This is a genomic window from Bartonella sp. TS25HLJMH, assembly GCF_042193505.1.
Lineage (GTDB): Bacteria > Pseudomonadota > Alphaproteobacteria > Rhizobiales > Rhizobiaceae > Bartonella > Bartonella grahamii.
Genome location: NZ_JBHILV010000002.1, coordinates 156478 through 178191, shown reverse-complemented (window position 1 = coordinate 178191; position 21714 = coordinate 156478). Strand labels below are relative to the sequence as shown.

General features: G+C 36.8%; 14 protein-coding genes. 7 read left to right on the top strand and 7 right to left on the bottom strand.

What is annotated here, in order from left to right; all coding sequences use genetic code 11:
• Positions 1-377: 377 nt before the first annotated feature.
• Both bafA (ACFINF_RS01905) and bafA (ACFINF_RS01900) read right to left on the bottom strand, forming a co-directional pair.
• Complete coding sequence (gene bafA / locus ACFINF_RS01905; RefSeq protein WP_375619427.1) at positions 378-2942, bottom strand: BafA family autotransporter; 2565 nt, start codon at positions 2940-2942, stop codon at positions 378-380.
• Between the two features lie 364 nt (positions 2943-3306).
• The gene (gene bafA, locus ACFINF_RS01900; RefSeq protein ID WP_375619426.1) at positions 3307-8871 is read right to left on the bottom strand and encodes a BafA family autotransporter; all 5565 of its coding nucleotides are present in this window, start codon (positions 8869-8871) and stop codon (positions 3307-3309) included.
• A gap of 561 nt (positions 8872-9432) precedes the next feature.
• On the opposite strand from bafA (ACFINF_RS01900), the gene ACFINF_RS01895 reads away from it, so the two are divergent.
• Positions 9433-10722 (top strand): MFS transporter, encoded by a 1290-nt coding sequence (locus ACFINF_RS01895; protein ID WP_375619425.1) that lies wholly within the window; start codon positions 9433-9435, stop codon positions 10720-10722.
• Here ACFINF_RS01895 and ACFINF_RS01890 read toward each other — a convergent pair.
• The 3 genes from ACFINF_RS01890 to ACFINF_RS01880 are packed head-to-tail and all read right to left on the bottom strand — an operon-like array spanning position 10719 to position 11594.
• The gene (locus ACFINF_RS01890) at positions 10719-10982 is read right to left on the bottom strand and encodes a hypothetical protein (RefSeq protein ID WP_012754973.1); all 264 of its coding nucleotides are present in this window, start codon (positions 10980-10982) and stop codon (positions 10719-10721) included. The genes ACFINF_RS01895 and ACFINF_RS01890 overlap by 4 nt on opposite strands.
• Entirely contained in the window at positions 10972-11148 is a 177-nt protein-coding gene (locus tag ACFINF_RS01885; RefSeq protein ID WP_375619424.1) for a hypothetical protein, read from the bottom strand. The genes ACFINF_RS01890 and ACFINF_RS01885 overlap by 11 nt, the downstream gene beginning before the upstream one ends.
• Positions 11148-11594 (bottom strand): DNA polymerase III subunit chi, encoded by a 447-nt coding sequence (locus tag ACFINF_RS01880; protein WP_375619423.1) that lies wholly within the window; start codon positions 11592-11594, stop codon positions 11148-11150. Before ACFINF_RS01880 ends, ACFINF_RS01885 begins: the two co-directional genes overlap by 1 nt.
• Positions 11595-11991: 397 nt before the next feature.
• Between ACFINF_RS01880 and lptF the strand changes: the two genes are divergently transcribed.
• The 6 genes from lptF to rsmA all read left to right on the top strand — a co-directional run bounded on the left by lptF (position 11992) and on the right by rsmA (position 19531).
• Complete coding sequence (gene lptF, locus ACFINF_RS01875; RefSeq protein WP_375619422.1) at positions 11992-13182, top strand: LPS export ABC transporter permease LptF; 1191 nt, start codon at positions 11992-11994, stop codon at positions 13180-13182.
• Positions 13179-14270, top strand: a complete 1092-nt coding sequence (gene lptG, locus ACFINF_RS01870; protein ID WP_273788479.1) for an LPS export ABC transporter permease LptG — start codon at positions 13179-13181, stop codon at positions 14268-14270. Before lptF ends, lptG begins: the two co-directional genes overlap by 4 nt.
• Positions 14271-16631 carry an LPS-assembly protein LptD gene (locus tag ACFINF_RS01865; protein WP_375619421.1) on the top strand — a complete coding sequence of 787 codons (2361 nt, stop codon included), beginning with the start codon at positions 14271-14273 and terminating at the stop codon, positions 16629-16631. It abuts the gene before it with no gap.
• Positions 16632-16740: 109 nt separating this feature from the next.
• Positions 16741-17697, top strand: a complete 957-nt coding sequence (locus ACFINF_RS01860; protein WP_375619420.1) for a SurA N-terminal domain-containing protein — start codon at positions 16741-16743, stop codon at positions 17695-17697.
• Positions 17697-18710, top strand: coding sequence for a 4-hydroxythreonine-4-phosphate dehydrogenase PdxA (pdxA, locus tag ACFINF_RS01855; RefSeq protein ID WP_375619419.1), 1014 nt, complete (start codon positions 17697-17699; stop codon positions 18708-18710). The genes ACFINF_RS01860 and pdxA overlap by 1 nt, the downstream gene beginning before the upstream one ends.
• Positions 18701-19531 (top strand): 16S rRNA (adenine(1518)-N(6)/adenine(1519)-N(6))-dimethyltransferase RsmA, encoded by an 831-nt coding sequence (gene rsmA, locus ACFINF_RS01850; RefSeq protein WP_273788483.1) that lies wholly within the window; start codon positions 18701-18703, stop codon positions 19529-19531. Before pdxA ends, rsmA begins: the two co-directional genes overlap by 10 nt.
• A gap of 30 nt (positions 19532-19561) precedes the next feature.
• Here rsmA and gmk read toward each other — a convergent pair whose 3' ends face one another.
• Complete coding sequence (gmk, locus tag ACFINF_RS01845; protein ID WP_375619418.1) at positions 19562-20239, bottom strand: guanylate kinase; 678 nt, start codon at positions 20237-20239, stop codon at positions 19562-19564.
• 298 nt (positions 20240-20537) lie between these two features.
• The gene (mltG, locus tag ACFINF_RS01840; RefSeq protein ID WP_375619417.1) at positions 20538-21647 is read right to left on the bottom strand and encodes an endolytic transglycosylase MltG; all 1110 of its coding nucleotides are present in this window, start codon (positions 21645-21647) and stop codon (positions 20538-20540) included.
• Positions 21648-21714 lie beyond the last annotated feature (67 nt).

Here is a 21714-nt window from a genome sequence, read left to right as displayed (position 1 = left end):
AAAAATATCCCACGGCTACGTAGGTAACTCGTCTTAGATTGTATCGTAATGTGTTTTATTTATGTTTAAAAACACTTTTTAAGTGTATTTTTTAATATAGACAACTTCAAGTTGTGTGTCTATAAGCAGCTAGAAAGTTCTAACTTAAGGCAGAAAATCTGAATAAAATTCAAATTGTTAACTTGAATTCAAGAAACAATTTGCAATATTTGAAGTTATAGATGAAAAAAACGCTCGTGCCTTCAAAGGAGAGTATAAAGATATCCTTACTATTTGAGAAGATCTCTACACTCTCAAGAAGATAAAATCGAGCGTTATCTGTTTAAACTTGCAAAACAATTACATTCATAAAATTAATCAGCCGTGTACACACATATTTAGAAACTATAGCGTAATCCTAAAATAGCTTGAAGAGCATTCTTAATCTTATGTCCTTTTAGATAATGTGCTTCTGCATAAAGTGTCAGTTTATCATTGACCGAACCGTTTACACCAATTCCCAATTTACCTGCATTACCCGATAAGTCTGTAATAAATTTATGCTGGTTATTAATTGTCGTATAATTATTATTTACATTCTCACGCAACCAAGCTGCCATAATGTAAGCTGTTAATGAAGTTTCTGAATTCACAAAGAATTCATGTCCTGCAGTTAATCCAACTTCACTGCGGAATGAAACCAATGGGCTTAGATCACCTATCATTCCATTTGAAAGTTTTATTTTTTTACCTTCAACCTGCAAACCTGTTAGCTTGATATAAGGCTGCATCCAAGTATTCTGTGCCGGTGTAAAATAACAACCAATTTCAAATGACCCACCTATCGCCCACTGATTGTAATGACTTTGAATAGCTAAGTCATTCGTGGAGATAGCTTTCAAATTATCTCGGTAATAATTATATTTCAAAACACCGTCCATATACCATCCACGATGATCAAAATAAGTTGCGTAAGTTCCAATGCTATAAGAGCTCAGATCACTATTACCACCTCGTGCATGAGAAATACGTGCTTGATCATAACTACCGAAACCACCAATATACAACTCTCCATGCCCTAATTCACTCAACTGATCAGCACCAAAGACTAAACCTGTCTGCCCAAGCTTAAAGTGTGTATGGCCTGTCGCAATACGTTCTCTGCTCTTAATCGCATAAGTCCATAGTTCGATATCTTTCCTATTTCTGTTCCAAATTTTTCTACCATTCCTTACAATTTGCAACTCATTGTTAAAAACAAGTCCAGGAACTACGGACAACGTTAACACTGCATCTGTAGAGGGTGTTGTTGATGTCTCACCAGGAACAAAAGGATTTTCCGGATCTGGAATAGAGGTTTCTGGTCCACTAAGGCGGTCTGCAGATAAAAACCACACTTTTCCATTTTCATCCTTTCTTTCTTTCAAATCATACATATAAGTTCCACCATCAATGGCGTTAATTTTGTCACCCTTAAGATCTGTCAGCGTAAAATGTGCGCCACCACTTTGATCCATAATTAAATCACGCTTATTTGAAAAAGGATCCGTGATTTCAACTCCAGAATCAGCAACACTTATCGTATGATTCCCAGCACCTTTCTCAACCAAAAGATAATCACCACGGTTATGGGCAATCGTAGTATTGAACGCGAAATGTAAATTTCCTGAAAGATTATTCACATGAAGCTGAGAATAATATGGATCAGAACCTGTAAACGAAAAAATAACACTCCCTTCACCACTTAATTTTTGTATCAAAGAACTTTTTCCATCAAACTCATCAGTAATAGAGTACAGTTTTGTATCTTTTCCATTTAAAATAATATCTTCTACTATGGTACGATGTTGATCATTCCCAGCATAAAGATGAATCTGCCCAGAATGATTTACCTGTGTCTTCCCTTCTAATGTGGCCCCAGCATGCACCCATGATTTTGTTTCATCATTCATTTTTAGATTTTTTACAGATCCATCAGCATATATTTCCTGAATAGCGCTCTCATTTAAAGTAACTCCTATAGCCTTACCGCCTTTAAAGATACGCTGTTTACCACCGCCAAAAACTTCTGTATCAAATGCAAAACCACCATTTTTAGCACTTTGAGATTTTTTTCCAACCTCTTGTACGCCCCCTCGCATAACTTTCGTATCCCAAACTTTTCCGCCATCATATACTTTTTGTTGGCCTAGTGTTTCATCTTGACCATAAATGATAATATGAAAAGCACTACTCCCATTAACTTCTCCTCCAACATCCCCCTCCCCGAAAACAAGTTGCTCACCACCATAAATTTTAGTCCCCTCTACTTTTCCTCCATTTCCAACACTTTGTCGTCCTCCTTCTTTAACGACAGCATTTTTTGAAAAGCCTTGTTTTCCCTTTAAAGCCTCAACATTTTCAATTCCACCATGTTCAATTTTACTATTCTCACTGAGACCTCCTGCATACACATAAAGCTCTGCACCATTCCTTACAGTGTTATTAATGGATCGCCCTGGGCTATCACTCTCCCCATCATTTGAAATGTATGCTTTACCTTCATTATCAAGGACATAATTTTCTAATAGCGCCCCATCTTTAATGAAGATAAGTTCAGGTTTTTTAAGAAACGCAATATTTTGTTCTTGTACATTATACCTGACATTGTCACGACGACTGCTGTCAAGCTCCTGTTGACTCGCAAACACTCTAGTGCCCTTATCCTCAGTAAAATCGCTAGGCTTTTTTAAAAAGCCTAATTCGTTGCGCGCACTTATAATAACATCATTAGATGCTCCGAGTATGCATCTTCCTGTTTTCATATCCTCGTTGTATTGATCCTGAAATATTTTGCCATTTTCATAACTTGAAGATTGACAAAAAAGTGGTATTCCCCCCTCATTTGCAGCAGCAGCTTGTACAAAACAGCTGCTCAACATGAGTATCCAACAATGTCGTTTCCATTTATATTGTAGAGCCATATCCTCCCCCCCTTCACGCCTGCATAGACACTAAACGTAATTAGCTCTACAAAACATATTTTCAACCTTAGATTGCAAACAATCCTTCTTAAAAATCCTCCTTATCTCATACAAAACTGTTCTCTACAGGTTTTTTAATACTTTTTTGATCAAGAATATAAGGGCGTTTTTATAGTGCTTTTTTAGCATTTCCTTGGAGTTTTCTTATCAAAGAAAAAAGTAATGCATAATTAAAGTATATAAGGGTATACAGTCTATCATGAAAAGCGAAGCTGCATGCTCTGAAAAATTGTTTTCTGAACCTTCATTAAAGGCCTTTACAAATAATCATATATTTAAAGATAACTAAAAAATAACCATATAATTAAAAACTATAGCGTACACCTAAAATACCCTGAAGGGACTGTTTTGTTTTACGTCCTTTAACATAATGTGCCTCACCATATAACTTTAACTTCTCACTCACTAAACTGCTCAAACCGATTCCTAACTTACCTGCATTCCCTGATAAGTCAGTGGTAAATGAATGCCGTTGATTAATCAATGTATGGTTATTATCTTTATTCTCACGCAACCATGCTGCTGTAATGTACGCAAGTGATGAGGAAGCCATGCGAGAACCAAATTCATATCCTAAAGATATGCCAACCTCACTGCGTAATGAAGTGAATGGACGCATGTTACCTATCATGTCATTCGATAATTTGATTTCTTTACCCTCAACTTGCAACCATGTAAATTGTCCATAAGGCTGCAACCAACTGCTCTTTGACGTCTTAAGTCGATAACCTGCTTCAAAGGAAGTGCCCACCGCCCATTGCCTATAACTTCCCTCAATCCCTAAACCATTCGTTGAAACTGCCTTTAGAGTATTCTGATAATGATTATATTTTAAAATACCATCTAAATACCATCCACTATGATCCAAATAAGTGACATAAGCGCCAATGCCATAAGTATTGATACCGCTCATACCACCCCGTGCATGCCCAATGCGTGCGCGGTCATAACTGCCAAAACCACCTATATAAAATTCTCCGTTTTCCCACTCACTTAAACTATTGATCCCTAAAACAATACCTGTCTGATCCAACTTAAAATCTATATGCTCTGTAGCAATACTCTCTTTAGACTTGATCGCATAGGTCCATAAAGCTGCATTCTTGTTACTTTTATCTAGAATTCCTCTTCCCGCACGCACGGTTTGCATTTCATTGTGAAAAACCATCGCTGGAACCACAGACATAGACAATACCGCATCTGTAGAAGGAGTGGTTAAAAAGTGAGAAGCTGAAAGCGTCTCTCTCAATTGTGGAGAAGGCTGTTCTTTATGAACTGGACGCAAAATCATTTGATCGGATAAAGATGGTGAAGATTCTGAAACAATAGCCTGTTGCTTTCCATCAGAAAAATAAAGAGGACTTGCTGGATATGCTCCTTCAATAATTTGACTTCCAAGAGTTGAAACAGTTAGAGATACAGAAGCTGGAGATTTTTGCCTTAAGTTTTGGCGGTTTTCTCTTCGATGTGGCAACTTAATCGTATGCTCTTTTGTAACGGTAATAGTTGAAAGAGAAGAGACTAATTGATTTTGATTTAAATGCCGCGCAGACCTGCTCCTACTACGCGGCAAACTGTTGAGAAATGAAACATTATCAATAAATACCGCAGATAAATACCAAACTTTTTCACCCCCATCCTCATCAATTCTCTGTTTTAAACCATACGTATAGGTTCCGCCATCAATAGTTTTAACATTTGCACCAGAAAAGCTTCTCAGAGTAAAATGTGCTCCTCCACTTTGATCAACAATTAAATCAAGTTCTGTTGAAGAAGGATCAACAATTTCAATACCGGAATCTACAATACTTATTGTGTGAAAACCCCGGCCATTCTTGATAAAGAGATAATCACCCTCTCCTTCTGCAAGGCTGACATTAAAATCAAAATGTAGACTCCCCAAAAGATTATCAATATAAAGCTTAGAGTAATGTAAATCGGATTCTGTAGAAGTAAAAATAATATTTCCCACACCGCTTAGCTTCTTAATATAGGTTTCTGTGTTTCCATATCCAGTAGAAATAGAGTATAATTTGGTGTTTTCTCCCTCTAAATTAATATCGTCTACTGTTGTCTGATAATTTTTATATTCAGTATAAAAGCTATTATTTCCAGCATAAAGATGGACTTGTCCAAAATCATGAATCTTTATTTTTCCTTTCAACATAGCACCAGCAAAAACCCATGAATTGGCTCCTTCTTTAATTGTTAGATTTTTTACAATGCTACCAGCATGAACTTCTTGAGCAGCATGGCGGTGTAAAGTCACAATATCCGCCTCTCCTCCCGCTAATACCCGCTGTACCCCACCCGCGAAAACCTCAGTATTCAGGGCTAAGCCACCACTTTTTTGTATAAAACTATCATCATCTGCAAACCATTTAGCAAGAGTTTGTATTCCTCCACTCATCACTTTTGTTCCCACAGCCATCCCATCATCATATACATTCTGCTGTCCCAGCGTGTCACCTTGACCATAAAGTGTCGTGTTATAAGTGCTGCTCCCCACAATTTCACCATTTACGTAACCATCTCCGAAAACAAGCTGCTCACCACCATAAATTTCAGCTCTCAATGCGGATCCTCCTCCCTCCACTCTTTGTTTTCCACCCTCGTAAATAATCGTAAATTCTGAGATCCCCTGTTCCCCTACAATCTCTGAACCACCATTTTCAATTGTTGTATTCTTACTAAAACCACCAGTCTCAACATAGAGTGTTGCAGTTTCTGGAACTGTATTATTAATGGATAATTTAAAATCATCCATTTCTCCATCACCAGCAATATACACTATGCTATTGTCACTGAGTATGGAGTTTTGCAAAATTTTTTCACCTAGACCAGTAATGAAATCCTCTGCATAAAAACTGAAATCACCTGTATAAGAATTGGCTATAGAATCTTCCGAAGGAGAAATAGTATCTTCTTGCTCAAAAGAGTTATCTATAGGCAACTCCGTATGAGATGGAGGAAAGATAGGAGTAGAAATTTTTTCCGATGTAGATGGTGTCGATAAAGACCAAATCTTTCCACCGTTATGATCTTTTTTCTTTAGAGCGTACATGTAGACTCCGTTATCAACAGTAGCTATCTCTTCACCCAAAAAATCTATCAGAGTAAAATGCGCATTTCCGCTTTGATCATGAATTAAATCAAGCTCCAAAACTAAGTTCTGATTTTGTAGAAGAGAATTGGTCATTTCAACACCAGAATCGATAACACTGATGGTGTGATGACCTGCTCCTTTTTTTATAAGAAGATAATCACCGCGCTGTTCTGCAAAATTAGTATTAAACCGAAAATGTAAATTACCTGAAAGATTACCGACCTCAAGTTTAGAGTAATGTGGATTAAACACGGTAGAAGTAAAAACAACGCGTCCATTCCCGCTTAGATCCTCAATCAAAGAGCTTTCACCATCCATCTTGGAAGCAATAGAGTATAATGTGGTATCTCTGCCATTTAAAACAATTTTTTCTACTTCAGTATGAGATCGCGCAGCACCAGCATAAAGATAAATCCGTCCAGAATCATGAATTATGGTGTTTCCTTCTAATGTTGCACCAGAATGTAACCACGATTGTGCTTGATCCTTAATCGTTAAATCTTTTACATAACCTCCTAAATCTATTGCTTGAAAAGCATTCCCTTGTAAGAGAACACCAATCGCAATTCCTCCCGCTAAAACGTGTTGTTCTCCACCAGAAAAGATCTTCGTATCAAATGCAAAACTGCTATAATGGTCTAGATCTTCTTCCACAAAAAGATTTTGTACCCCTCCTTCCATGATCTTTGTGCTAAAAACCTCTCCATCATCATATACATTCTGGTAGCCTAGCACTCCATTTTTACCAGAAACGACAGTGTCATAGGCGCTACTCCTTACCATCTCACCTTTGATATCAGACTTTCCTGAAACAAACTGCTCACCACCGTAAATTTTAGCCCCTTCAGCTTTCCCCCCATCTTCAACCTTTTGTTTTCCGCCTCTCTTAACTGTACTATCCTGTGAAAGACCCTGTGTTCTAATAAGTTCAGTACCGCCTCTTTGAATTGTCGTATACAGACTAAAACCACCGTTATAAACGGAAAGCTTTCCAGCATCTTTAACTATATTACTAATTGAAGTTTCTCCATTGCTATCAACTTTCTCACTGTTACTATCAAAGCTAGGATCAGCAATCGTAACAATCATTCCCTTTTCAATTGTGCGGTCTGTGAGATCATTCGAGAATGAGGCCAGAGCAGATGATTGCAAGTTAAAATCAGAAAATAAAGAGGTATTTACCTCATCAAGAGCATAATTCGCATCTAAATACCAAATTTTACCATTTCTTTTATTTTTTCTATGTTTCAAACTGTACATGTAGGTTCCGACATCAATAGCTCTGATTTTTTCACCAAAAGTGTTTGTCAGAGTAAAATGAGCGTTTCCACTACGATCAGAAATTAATTTAAGCTTTTTGTAGGAAGGGGTTGTAACCTCACTTCCAGAATCAGTAATACTTATTGTATGATAACCTGAACCACTTGCTTTAATAACAAGATAATCACTAAGATGCTTGGCAAAGTTGACATTAAATTCAAAATGTAAAGAACCTGATAGGTTACCAATATTAAGCTTAGAGTAACGCTTATCAGCCCCAGAAGATGTAAAAATAACTCTGCCACTTCCAGTTAAATTCTGGATATTAACCTGAGAGAGAGTAGCGTTATTTTCAGTTGCAATAGAGTATAGCTTGGCATCTTCTCCATTTAAAATAAGATTTTCTACTTCCGTAACAGCTTCAACATTCCCAGCATAAAGATAAAGGTTGCCAAAATCATTAACATTTGTATCCTTATCCAATATCGCACCAGCAAAAATCCATGATTGTGCTTGGTGATTAATTGTTAAATTGTCCACGTAGCCAGAATCATATATCTTCTGAGTAGCTCTATCATACAAAGTAACTTCGCTCGCATTCCCTCCTGCTAAGATATTCTGCGCACCATTTTTAAAAAGTTTGGTACTAAGTGCAAAAGCCCCCTCATTGATTGTAAAATCCTCAATTTCTGTATCAGCTGTATCAGTATCTTCTGAGAATCCATTATTAAAATTCTCTTTACCATCAAGATTCTGGACACCTCCTTTCATAACCTTTGTGTCAACAACCATCCCCCCACTATAGACACTTTGTAGTCCTAGGATTCCATCTTCAGCATAAATTTCGGTGTTATAAGCACTACTTCCCTTATCTTCACGCAACAAACCAGTTCCAAGGACCCCTTTACCAAAAATAATCTGCTCACCACCATAGATTTTAGCCCCCTCAGCATTTGCACCACTCTCAACAATTTGTTTACCACCTTTTTTAACAGTGGCATATTCTGAATTGCTCAGATTTTTGACAAATTCAATACCACCACTCTCAATTGTCGTATCCCTGCTAACACTTGCTGCATCAATGTAGAGTTTTCCACCTTCTCGAACCGTATTATTGATAGAATAGCCTGCATCTTCATATTTAAAGCTATTTATTTCAGAATCTTCAGAGTCACGATTAGTAATATAGATAGTAGCACCATCACTTATTATTGAATTTGTGAGTACTTCAAAGAATAGGTTTTCTAATCTCTTCCTTTCCTCTTCTGAAGACTTATTTCCTTCTACTATCTGTTTATTCTCTATCCTTTTTGATCCCCCTTTTTTTTCTTTTAATCCCCTCACTTCCGATAACAATTTTTTTGTCTCTTCTAGATGTTCACTGATACTTACTGGTGTTAATAACTTTTCTTTTGGTGTAGCTACTCCATCTGCACTCGCAATCTTGACAAAAAAACCACTGGTCATTAATGCACAAAAACTTAATTTCAAATTGCGTTGCATTATTCACACTCCATAATTTCAAATTTAAATTCCCCCATTTAGAAAAAAGTGCATAGACCAAAACAACTCAATGCAATTGCTCAACCTCATGTTTTTTAAGATAACAAAGCGTTGATGGATTAAACTCTGATAAATCAAATATACACCCTGTGTTTTAAAATGCATGCACAACTAAAAGATTTAATTTCTTTTAGATACGCTTAAAAAGTGTTATAATTACATCTATGAAAAATATTTTTGAGATACCAAAGGCTGATCTATAAATAAGATTGATCCCTCAATAGATAAAAATGGCATTAAACATTAAAGAAAACAGTAATGTTAATGAGAGCGGCCTTTGTATCCACATATTTCTTCCTCTACAGCATTTAAAACAGTGTCTTTATTCTACTTAACTTGGATAATCTAAAGAACACTTATTCATGCTCATCAAGCCATAATCATTGTTCTAATATATAAGAAACGTCATAATACCGACTCGACAGTGATTTGAAATTTTTATAATTATAGTCAGTTAACTCATCATTTGATTTGTCATATACTGAAAGGGACATTCTATTCATGTCTATAAACTTAGAAATGCAAGGTACAAGAAACAGAAATTCCCCTCGTCGCATTTTGTTTGCAAGCCTTATTGGCCCAACAATTGAATTCTTTGATTTCTATGTCTTTGCCACTGCCGCAGCTCTCATATTTCCTCATGTGTTTTTTCCAACACAAAATGATCAGATTGCCATTTTACAATCTTTCCTGATCTTTGGAGCGGCCTTTTTTGCTAGGCCCTTTGGATCAATTGTTTTTGGACATTTTGGAGATAAAATTGGAAGAAAAGCAACACTTATTGCTTCTCTTCTCACAATGGGTCTTTCAACAGTCATTATTGGTTTTCTTCCTACTTATGAAACCGCTGGATGGTTTGCCCCTTTCCTCTTGACCTTGTGCCGTATTGGACAGGGAATGGGATTAGGAGGAGAATGGGGAGGAGCTGTTTTGCTCGCAACAGAAAATGCCCCTCCAGAAAAGCGCGGCTGGTACGCGATGTTCCCCCAATTGGGTGTTCCAATCGGTTTATTTTTATCTATTGCCGTTTATTTAGGTCTGTTGCATTTCCTTGATCATGAGGAACTTTTAGCTTGGGGATGGCGCATTCCTTTTATTGCTTCAGTTGTTTTTATGATTATAGGATTATGGGTCCGTCTTTCAATCAATGAAACTGTTCAATTCAAAAAAACTCTTGAAAGTAAAGAACGTGTCAAAGTTCCTATCATCGATGTCTTTTTAAAATGTCCACGAATCCTATTTCTTGGAATATTTTCTGGTATGGCAACATTTGTTTTGTTTTACTTGGTCACCGCATATTTGTTAAGCTACTCAACAAACCATCTGCAATTGCCATTTTATCAAGCTCTTCAAGTCGAAATTGTTGGTGCTATTTTTTGTGGAATTTTTACTGTCATCACTGGAAAACTCGCTGATCGTATTAGACGTAGAACTTTGATGATTTGGGTTACAATCATCACCGGTAGCTATTCTTTTGCAATTCCTTATTTCTTAAATTCTGGAGTTATAGGAGTCCTTGCAATGTCTGTTATCGGTTTGTCTATCATGGGGATGATATACAGCCCTCTTGGTGCTGTTTTGGCTTCACCATACCCAACAGCAATTCGATATACTGGTTCTTCTATTACTTTCAACTTATCGGGTATCGTAGGAGCCTCTCTTGCGCCTTATATTGCAGAATATCTGGTACAACATTTTGATACATCTTATATCGGCTATTATTTGCTTCTTGCTTCTTTTATTTCACTGATTTGCTTCGTCGGATTTACAGATGATGAAATATCCAACTAAAATATAATAAAGAAGAATAAAATAAGTACTGGCAGCAAAAATGCTGCCAGTTTCATTTTTAAAGACATGGGTTGCGGTATTTTCCACCACAATATTCCCGCGAACAAGGCACTCAAAAAGAAAAATAAAAAATCTGCAATATTGCTTATATAAGCAACAGTAAACATTCCTGATAGGATATGTGTTGTTCCCAACCACGAAACGCAAAAAAAAGCCAATATCACAGCCCATAAAACAAGCAAAATCCGATCAATTATCATGATGCCGTTTCATTTTTTTAATTGTAGACCATATCTTTAATATGCCTAAAAGAAAAATCACAATAAAAACCCAACGTCCTCCCCCTGATCCTTTCGCAATAAAAAGCGCTGGATTTACTATACCTACCAATCCTATAAAAATCAGAACAACAGAGATGAGACGCATTAAACTTGTTTTTCCCAACAACGATCTTCAGTCTGTTGCCAATACGTTAAATTATGATTTTCCATTTTATATTTTTTCCACTGTGCACGAACAAGACTCAACTGCTCATCATCTCTACCATCAAATATCACAACAAGCCGTTGATAAGTATCAATATTCGAACATACGGCTCCCTCTATGAGAAAACGAATCTTTGAATCATTCGGATTTTCTTGTCCTGTCGTCAGAAATACAGGCTGAAAGTTTGAATATTGATCACACTCAGTTCCATGTCCAATAAATGATTCATCCGCATAAACCCATAAATGCATATCCATAGAATCGCGTTGTTCTTCACTTACACATTGTATTGTTACCTTACCAAAACGAGCCAATGCACGCTCTACAAGCGTTGGCAAAATATCTTTCAGCGTTGACTGCGACAAATGATAGAATAGAATATCCAACCTCTTAAGCCCTCATCACTCTTTATAAAAGCTAACATCTTTTTTAGAGAAACTTCCATACCCACAGTATAAAAAGAAACAGTTCAAGATATAAACCCTCTTTTTTGATTGAGATGCATTATCTTTTTGCACGTGTCTTTAAAAGACAAAAATTTTTAATTTCAACGTTAATAAAAAAGTTTTTTAAGTTATTTTCTAGATTCTTTGTAGACTATAGTTGAAAATAAAATATAATGTATGGGAAATTTAAAGAGGACCTCATAGGCAATTTTATATTATTTATTTGGTTAAAATATCCAATTCATGGAAGGATGTTTTTTCAAACTTTATTACATTTTAACCGAAAGCAGTACAAATATTTGCTATCGAATTAAAGACTGAGGATTTTCCCCAATTTATGCGTATTATTGAGTTCTACATCCTGAAACGTGTCCTTGTTTTGTTTAGTTCTGTCATGATTGCGGCAGTGGGCGTTAGTTGGACGGTACAAATTCTCGCACGGATAAACTTTCTCACAACAAGTAAACAAACACTCCTCACAGTCTTACAATTTTCACTCTCATTGGTTCCTTCTGTTGTTTTTCTTGTCATTCCATTTGCATTAGTGATCGCAATTACAACCATCCTTTCAGCAATGCATCAAGACTCAGAACTTGCTGTCATCAATGCCTCTGGTTTTCCTAAAAGTACTGTTTGGAAACCTATTCTTCTTCTTGCTATTATTGCATCCTGTATCTCCTTTTCTATAGCTAATTTTGTTGTTCCTCAAGCGCGTCTTCATATGCGACAAATGCTAGCAAGCGCTCATTTTGACCTTATTAATCTATTCATTAGTGAAGGAAGCTTCCAAAAACTCGCCAATAACCTTTACATAGAAATTGGCGAACGAAATCCAAATGGAACACTTGAACGCCTTTTCATTGCCGACCAGCGTGATCCTAAGACTGATCTTTTTTATTATGCAACAGACGCATCCATTGTGAGCAATAAAAACGGTAGTTTTTTGGTTCTCAATAACGGTGAAATAGAAAGAGTCAACCATCAAAATAACAGTGTTTCAATCGTTCAGTTTAGCTCATATACTTTTAGCCTAGGAGAGTTTATCCCCAGTGATAAAGCACCTACTCTTTATCCAAAAGATCGATCTCTTTCTTATTTACAAAATCCTGATCCAAAAGATCCCTACTATCAACGAAAACCACTCCAATATAAAGCTGAGTTTCACCGCAGATTAACACAATGGCTCTACCCTATTGTTTTTTCACTTATTGCATTAGCAGCAGCAGGGGATGTATGCTCCCATCGACAAGCTCGTCATTCCGCAAATTTCTCAGCAATTGCCCTTTCTTTTCTGGTGTATTGGATAGGATATTTTTTCGCAGAAAAAGCAAAGAACGATCTTGCATACGTTCCACTCCTTTATATTATGCCCATAGGGACAAGTGCATTTGTCTTTTTTATGCTTTTAACGAATCATAAAATTGGGCTCCCCACAAAAGTTAATGAGATTATTCAAATCACTTTCCAAAAAGTAATGAACAAATTTGAACATCGAAAATCTCAAGATTCCTCGGATGAAACATCATGATTGGGTGGACACTTGGACGATACTTTTTTATACGTTATCTTAAAATAACTTGTTATTTCTGGGGAAGCATTTTTGTTCTTGCTCTTTTAATCGATTTCACAGAGAACTCCGGTAGGCTATCCTCCATTCCACATCATACAGCAAAAGATGCATTTTTCCTCTCTGTTTTACGCATCCCTTTTATCATGCAACAACTTATCCCTTTCATTGCACTCTTTTCTGCAATGGCAACACTTATCTCGCTCAACAAAAAACTTGAACTTGTGGTGACTCGTTCAATCGGTGTTTCTGCATGGCAATTTCTTATGCCAGCTTGTTTGGGAGCTTTTCTTTTGGGATTATTTTCAATTCTCCTCATTAATCCACTTGCTGCATGGGGATTTTCTCAAGCAGAAAAAAAGATGACTGAATGGCGCAATAACAATGTACTAACACCTCTTCATAATACAGGTATCCACTGGTTAACACAACGTACAAATTTAGGCAGAACAACCATTGGTGCTAAATTTATCACCGACCAAGGACTTTCTCTTCTCGATGCAACCTTTGTACAATACAATGACAACGCAACCGTCAAAAATTGGATTAACACCCCAAAAGCAACCTTGACTAATGGATCTTGGCTATTAACAAACGGAACAATCTATAAAATAGGGCATCCTCCTGAAAAATTTACCGTGTTGCAAATAAAAACCAATCTAAAACCTGAATTTTTAACGGAACGTTTAGCGAATCCCGCGACTATTCCATTTTACCAATTGCCAAAAAAAATTATGATTGCACGTTCATTTGGCTATTCTGCTAATAATTTTGATATGTATTTCCAATCTTTGATTGCATTACCGGCATTGCTTGTGGCAATGACCCTCATTGCAGCAACTGTATCTTTAAATTTTACGCGTTTCGGACAATCTAGAACGTTGATTCTTGGTGGAGTAATAGCTGGGTTTATGCTTTATGTTATTTCCGTACTTGTTCAAGCTTTTGGTAATGCTGGATATATTCCACCAATTATTGCAGCTTGGACACCCGTTGTTATTGCGTTATTCTTAGGAATCTCTTTTTTACTTCATAAAGAGGATGGCTAAGTGAAAGCATTAACACTTAAAAAAATTATTTTAAAAAAATTAAGTGCTCTCGCTTTTAAAAGTGTTATGGGGGTTATTTTAGGAGGCGCTTTGTCTTATTGTGCGCACGCTCAAAGCCTTATGTCTCCTTCTCAAAGTCGCATTCGAAATCCGGAACGTCCTCTTTTGCTCTCTGCGGATGAACTCATCTACAATCGTGATGAAAACACTGTTTCTGCACAAGGTAATGTCCAAATCGAATATGATGGCAATAAAGTTGTCGCTCAAAAAATTATTTACAATCAAAAAACAGGACGGCTTATAGCACAAGGGAACGTTGAAATTACTGAAAAGGATGGTAATAAAATTTATTCCAACCAAATTGATATGACCAAAGATCTTGGCGAGGGTTTTGTAAACGCCTTACGTATTGATACAGCCAACAATGTTCACTTTTCAGCCCAAAATGCTACACGCAAAAACAATCACATAACAGTCTTTGAAAATGCAACCTATACAGCCTGTGAACCTTGCTCTTATAAACCAGATAGAGACGTCCTATGGAAAATTAAAGCAAGAAAGATCATATGGAATAATAGCATCAAAAAAATTCGGTTTGAAAATAGCAGTTTTGAAGTTTTTGGTGTCCCGATTATAAAATTTCCAAATTTTGAGATCTATGATCCAACTGTCAGGCGTGCTAGCGGTCTGCTTACTCCTCATTTTTTTTATACTGATTATCTCGGTATGGGGATAAAGAATTCTTATTTTTGGAATCTCGCCCCTCACTATGATTTTACCCTTTCTTCTACCGTTTATACCCAACAAGGGCTTTTAACCGAAGGAGAATGGCGTCAACGTTTTAAAATGGGCAGTTATAATATTCGCTTTGCTCATATATACCAAATGAAACGGCATAGATTTGATAATGATACGATTGACGCACAGCATAAAAACCGTTATATGCTGGCAACAAAAGGGGACTTTCGTATTAATTCACACTGGACTTATGGATGGGATATTCTTGCACAATCAGATCGGCATTTTAGTCGTGCCTATAAACTTGAAAACTATAGCAATCCTACACAACTTTCTCAGATCTATCTGAATGGTCTTGCAGGAAAAAATTATTTTGATATGCGTTTTTATCATTTTAAAGTTCAAGATTCAATATTGAATGATCCTCATTATGAACGTCACTCTCGGCAAGCTTGGGTCCTACCGCGCATCGATTATTTTTTCACACCAGATGAACCCATTTATAATGGAGAGCTTACCTTCCATAGTAATATGCAATCAATTTATCGTCGTCATACTGACTTCAGTTCTACCGACCAAAACGGAAACCCGCTCAACATAGTAAGACTTTCTGGTATGGCTGGAAACAGTTTGCGTTTAACAAACGAGCTTCAGTGGAAAAAGCGCTTCAACACGCACAACGGACTCATCTTAACCCCCCTTCTCTCTCTACGAGCTGATATCATTACAACCAATGCAAGCGAAAATTATACAGCTTCTACAGAAAACAATTCCTCATCCGCAATTCATGGTTCAACAATTCGTGGCATGGCAACAGCAGGGTTAGAACTACGCTATCCCTTCCTTATTACAGCGGATCATTCTACACATATTATAGAACCAACCGCACAAATTTTTATACGCAATAATGAACAATATATTGGACAAATTCCTAATGAAGATGCTCAAAGCTTTGTCTTTGATGCAACCACTCTCTTTCAACGAGATAAATTTTCTGGTTATGATCGTGTAGAAGGTGGCACAAGAGCCAATATAGGTCTAAGATATTCTGGAAGCTTTAATGACAATTGGTCTCTTTATGGTCTTGTTGGACAATCCTTTCATCTAGCAGGAAAGAATTCTTTTGCAGAAAAGGACTTTGTCAATGTCGGTATTCATTCTAGCTTAGAGGCAAAACGTTCAGACTATGTTGCAATGTTTGGTGCAACCCATAAAAGTGGTTTTTCCTTAGAAACGCGTGGACGCTTTGATAAAAAAACAGGAAAAATCCGCCGTAGTGAAATCGAAGCATCACAAAAATGGCAAAATTTTTGGGCGGCTCTACAATATGCCTATATCGCAAAGCAACCAGATTATGAATATCCTCAAGAGCGCCAAGAAATTTCTTTTCAAACAGGACTTAAACTGGCAGATTATTGGTCTATTAATAGCAACGCCGGTTATGATTTAGTATCTGGTACATTTGTAAAGCGAGGAATTAGCTTGAATTATACAGATGAATGTTTCGGGTTAACATTCGGTTATCAACAGGTAACGAATCCAGGCAGGAAAACACCCTTGCAAAACTTTAATTTCTCTCTTTCATTGCGTACGATTGCAGATATCGGAAAAAAGATAGATTAATTTATAAAGAGAATGTATCAGTCATTTAACTTATCATTGTTTTTATGAAAAAAAACGTATATTTTGAGTAACTGATAAGAATTGATAAACAATGCGAAAGCCTATTCACATGAATAAATTGAAAAAGCGTGTTCTTGCTTTATTTTATATTGCGTCTTTGAGCATAAGTAGCCTGCTAATAAATGAATTTTTGATTCCAACGGTCTTTGCGCAGACTTCTATTGTTGTTACAGTTAATGGCAACCCCATCACAAATTATGATATACAAAGGCGCCTAGCTTTTCTCAGATTACAACAAAGGCAAGGCAATTTGGTGGCCCAGGCTAAAAAAGAGCTTATCGATGAAACGCTAAAAAATATTGAAATAAAACGTCGTAATATTGAAGTAAGTAATGATGAAGTTGATAGAGCTTTTGAGAATTTTGCGACACAAAATAATATGACGATTGATCAGCTCAACCAGATTTTGATCCAAACTGAGATCACTGTGCAACACTTTAAAGATTACATCCGTGGACAAATAGGATGGGGGCGTCTTGTTAGTGCACGCTATCAAGCTGAAACAGGTATGATTAGTGAACAAGAAGCTGTACGCAGGATATTAAAAAATGGTGGTGTAAAACCTTCAACCAATGAATATACATTACAGCGAATTGTTTTTGTCATTCCTGCACATCGTCGTTCAGAAATTTTTGAAAGACGTCAAAGAGAAGCAAGCAATTTTCGCGCACATTTCCGTGGATGTGCCAATGCTCACAATCAAGCAAGAGGTATTTTAGACGTTACTATCCGCCACTTAGGAAAGTTTCTGGAGCCCCAACTTCCCAATGCATGGGAACAAGCTATTCTTGCAACGCCTGCTGGAAAAATGACAAAATTACAAGAAACATCTGATGGAATCGAAGCAATTGCTGTCTGCAAAATAAAAAGAGTTTCTGATGATTATGTCGCTCGACTGATATTTTCTCTTCAAGATAGTAAAAAAAGAAGCCCGCAAAAACTTGAAGAATTAAGCGACAAATATTTAGGAGAACTGCGGCGAGTGGCACGCATTCAAAATTCATAATGGCTGCTCTTATTGTTAGCGGTGGTGATCCTGCTGGAATTGGTCCTGAAATAGTACTAAAAGCGTGGAATTTGCGTGTTACGCGCCAAGTTCCACCTTTTGTGCTTCTTGCTGATCCAGATGTTATTCGTTCGCGCGCTCGTTTTTTACAGATTGATGTTGAGGTGCAATCTGTTTTAATCAATAATTCCGCAAAAAATTTTCAAAATGCTCTTCCTATCATACCGTTAAAAAACAAACAAAGTGACCAATTAGGTATACCTTCATCGAATAATGCCGCTGGAATCATTGAAGCAATTCAACGCTGTGTTCAATTGATTCAAAATGGCCATGCATGTGCACTTATCACTTGTCCTATTGCAAAAAAGAATCTTTATGATGCCGGTTTTCAATTTCCAGGTCATACAGAATTTTTAGCCGATTTAGCCCATAAAGCTTTTCATAAATGTTACCATCCAGTTATGATGTTAGCAGGACCTCGATTAAAAACAGTACCAATAACTGTTCATATTCCATTTAAAAATGTTCCTTCACAGCTTACCCGTGATTTAATTATTCAAACGGTACTTATTACTGAATGTGACTTAAAAACACGGTTTAAAATAACGTCACCCCGACTAGCTGTTGCTGGTCTTAATCCTCATGCTGGAGAAGGAGGTGCAATGGGAAAAGAAGATATTGAAGTTATCACTCCTGCTATTGAATATCTTAAAAAGAAAGGACTCAATATTGCAGGACCGCTGCCTGCCGACACAATGTTCCATGAATGCGCAAGAAAGGCATATGACGTTGCCATTTGTATGTATCATGATCAAGCCCTTATCCCTGTTAAAACATTAGACTTTGATAGTACTGTTAATGTCACGTTAGGTCTCCCTTTTATTCGCACGTCTCCAGATCACGGAACTGCTTTTGACATTGCTGATAAAGGGATAGCCTCTCCCGAAAGCTTTATTGCTGCTCTTAAACTTGCAAATCAACTTGCCGAAAATAGTTTAATACCATGCCAATAGATAATCTCCCTCCTCTACGTGAGGTCATTGATATATATGGATTACAAGCGCATAAATCTTTGGGGCAAAATTTTCTTTTTGATCTTAATTTAACATCTAAAATTGCTCATCACGCAGGTAATATAGAAGGAAAACCTGTTCTTGAAATTGGTCCTGGTCCTGGAGGTCTCACACGTGCCTTGCTAGCAAAGGGCGCCATTGTAACAGCAATAGAACGCGATGAACGCTGCATACCAGCTCTCTTAGAAATAGAAAAACACTATCCTAAAAAATTAAAAATTATTTGTAATGATGCACTGAAGCAAGACTTCTCAAAACTCTTTGAAACAAGCCCAGAAAAACCTCGCATTATTGCAAATCTTCCCTATAATATTGGGACACAACTCTTATTAAATTGGCTTTTGACTGAACCATGGCCTCCTTTTTATGAATCAATGACATTGATGTTTCAACGTGAAGTTGCCAAACGGATTACAGCTAAACCTCAATCTACTCATTATGGACGTCTTAGTGTCTTAACTGGCTGGCGTACCACTGCTAAAATTGCTTTTGATGTGCCCCCTCAAGCCTTCATACCAATACCTAAAGTAACTTCTTCCGTTGTTCATATTATTCCGCGAATACAACCTCTTGCCTGCTCTGCACAAAAACTAAGCCTCGTCACAAAAACCGCCTTTGGACAAAGACGAAAAATGCTTCGTCAAAATCTCAAAACACTTGGAGGTGAAGTGCTGTTAGAAAAAGCTGGAATTGATGGAACACGCCGTGCTGAAACGCTATCGGTTTCAGAATTTGTAACTTTAGCGCATCTAGTGCTCTAAAAAACTGCACTTTTTGTTATGCAACCTTTTTTAATCAAGACATTTATCGATCTTTTCAGCAATAAGCCCATCAACAAAAGAGTCAAGATAAGAACAGCGCTTGCGTTTTACGGTTTCAGCTAAATAAATTGATTTAATAAAAGATAAAGACTGATCTAAATCTTCGTTAATCACAACATAATCATAAGAACGCCAATGCGTTAACTCCGTTCGTGCATTTTCCAATCGTAAATTGATAATATCTTGACTATCTTCTGCTCGACGATGTAAACGCGAAACAAGCTCTTTCATTGATGGTGGAAGAATAAAAACAGATACAGTGTCTCCTAGCATCTTTTTTTGCAGCTGCTCGGTACCTTGATAATCAATATCAAATAACATATCACGGCCAGCACTCAATGCTTTTTCAACAGTTTCATGTAAAGTGCCATAATAATTTCCGTGAACTTCTGCCCATTCAATAAATTCATCTCTATCACGCTTATATTCAAACTCTTCCTTTGAAATAAAGTGATAATGCAGTCCATCTACTTCACTAGGACGCCTTTTCCTTGTGGTCATACTTACGGAAAGCTCTAATTGTCCATCTTTTAGAAGTAATCGAGAAATTGTTGATTTACCAGCACCTGAAGGTGAAGAGAGAATAAATAAAAAACCGCGGCGTTGATTTATTTTTATAGCACTCAATTTACTTTCAAAGACTGTCATTACATCACTCTACTTTGTTCATAAATGTTTCTCCAAAATTTGAATTATACATTATCTCAACCTTTCCCCTAATCAATGTGTTTTCTTAGCAGTTCTCAATGTTATTCTGCTCTTTTTTGAGATAAGTTATTAGCAGTGTATTCACTGCTTTCTTAAATATTTTTATCCATACGCTAATCCCACTTGTGACAGACAAGAAAATGATTTTTATCATTCTCATAAAAAGTTTAAAGAGAAAATTTTTACGATATTTTGCATTCTCATTTACGATGCAAAAAGATGTGTTATCATTATAAATTCAATGTCTCGCCTTTAATTCTCGCCACTTGCGAACATTCATATTATGTTCCTCTAAAGTTCGAGAAAAAACATGTCCTCCTGAACCATCCGCAACAAAATAAAGTGCATCACTGCTTGGTGGATGTGCCACCGCTTTCAAAGAATCTCGACCTGGATTTGCAATAGCTGTTGGAGGCAAACCATTAATTTTATAAGTATTATATGGTGTTTCCTTCTCAAGATCTGAACGATAAATTGCACGACCTGATGGTTTTCCTTTTCCTCCAAAGAGACCATAAATGACTGTTGGATCCGATTGAAGACGCATATGCTTTGTAAGGCGGTTATAAAATACCGCAGCAACCATTGGTCTTTCTGCTGCAATTCCCGTTTCTTTCTCAACAATTGAGGCTAGTATAACAAATTCATCAATTGATTTAATGGGTAAATCAGGTGAACGTGTAGCCCATATAGCATGAATTAATTTTGTCTGCCCTTCACGCAACCTGTTTACAATCTCTTTACGCGTTGTCCCCCGAATAAAACGAACAGTATCCGTCATTAAACAGCCCTCTGGAGGCAAAATTTTTGGAAGGTCTCCAATCAAAATTTCATTCGCAGCTAATCGATCGAAAACTTGCTGAACCGTTAAACCTTCAGGTACTGTAAATGTATACTCAATAGATTTTCCTTTCACAAGAATATCCATAATATCCTGCATCGAGGAATGAGCCGGAATTAAATATTCACCAGCCTTCAGATGCGTTGTTTTTTGATGATAACCAACCCCATAAACAAAAATATCTGATGATCGAATGAAACCACGTTTTTCTAGCAATGAAGCAATTTCACGAATTCCCGTGCCAGGATGGATAAGAACAATTTGTTCTTCCTCAATTTTTCCCTTTTCTTCAAAAATACTTTTTCCAATATAAAGAGGAATACTTATGGCGAAAAGAATAACCACAATCAGCATAAGAAAAAAATGACCGAGAATAACCAACGGATTACGGACGATAGATGATTTCTTTCGTTTTTTATGTACTAACATGTCATAACTATCTGCTAAATGATTCGAAGAGGAATCACTTACGTCCTTTAATGATTTTCCTTTTTTCACATCGGACATAACCCCTCAATAGCGATTAAGGACAATATTATAATTTCTCATTCACCTTATAACAAAGTAGAAAACT

Excerpts from the sequence above, each read along its gene's own strand:
- rsmA (WP_273788483.1), top strand. The coding sequence starts at position 18,701 with ATGCCAATAGATAATCTCCCTCCTCTACGTGAGGTCATTGATATATAT.
- pdxA (WP_375619419.1), top strand. The coding sequence starts at position 17,697 with ATGGCTGCTCTTATTGTTAGCGGTGGTGATCCTGCTGGAATTGGTCCT.
- ACFINF_RS01860 (WP_375619420.1), top strand. The coding sequence starts at position 16,741 with ATGAATAAATTGAAAAAGCGTGTTCTTGCTTTATTTTATATTGCGTCT.
- lptG (WP_273788479.1), top strand. The coding sequence starts at position 13,179 with ATGATTGGGTGGACACTTGGACGATACTTTTTTATACGTTATCTTAAA.
- ACFINF_RS01885 (WP_375619424.1), bottom strand. The coding sequence starts at position 11,148 with ATGCGTCTCATCTCTGTTGTTCTGATTTTTATAGGATTGGTAGGTATA.
- ACFINF_RS01895 (WP_375619425.1), top strand. The coding sequence starts at position 9,433 with ATGTCTATAAACTTAGAAATGCAAGGTACAAGAAACAGAAATTCCCCT.
- lptF (WP_375619422.1), top strand. The coding sequence starts at position 11,992 with ATGCGTATTATTGAGTTCTACATCCTGAAACGTGTCCTTGTTTTGTTT.
- gmk (WP_375619418.1), bottom strand. The coding sequence starts at position 20,239 with ATGACAGTCTTTGAAAGTAAATTGAGTGCTATAAAAATAAATCAACGC.
- bafA (WP_375619427.1), bottom strand. The coding sequence starts at position 2,942 with ATGGCTCTACAATATAAATGGAAACGACATTGTTGGATACTCATGTTG.
- ACFINF_RS01890 (WP_012754973.1), bottom strand. The coding sequence starts at position 10,982 with ATGATAATTGATCGGATTTTGCTTGTTTTATGGGCTGTGATATTGGCT.
- bafA (WP_375619426.1), bottom strand. The coding sequence starts at position 8,871 with ATGCAACGCAATTTGAAATTAAGTTTTTGTGCATTAATGACCAGTGGT.
- mltG (WP_375619417.1), bottom strand. The coding sequence starts at position 21,647 with ATGTCCGATGTGAAAAAAGGAAAATCATTAAAGGACGTAAGTGATTCC.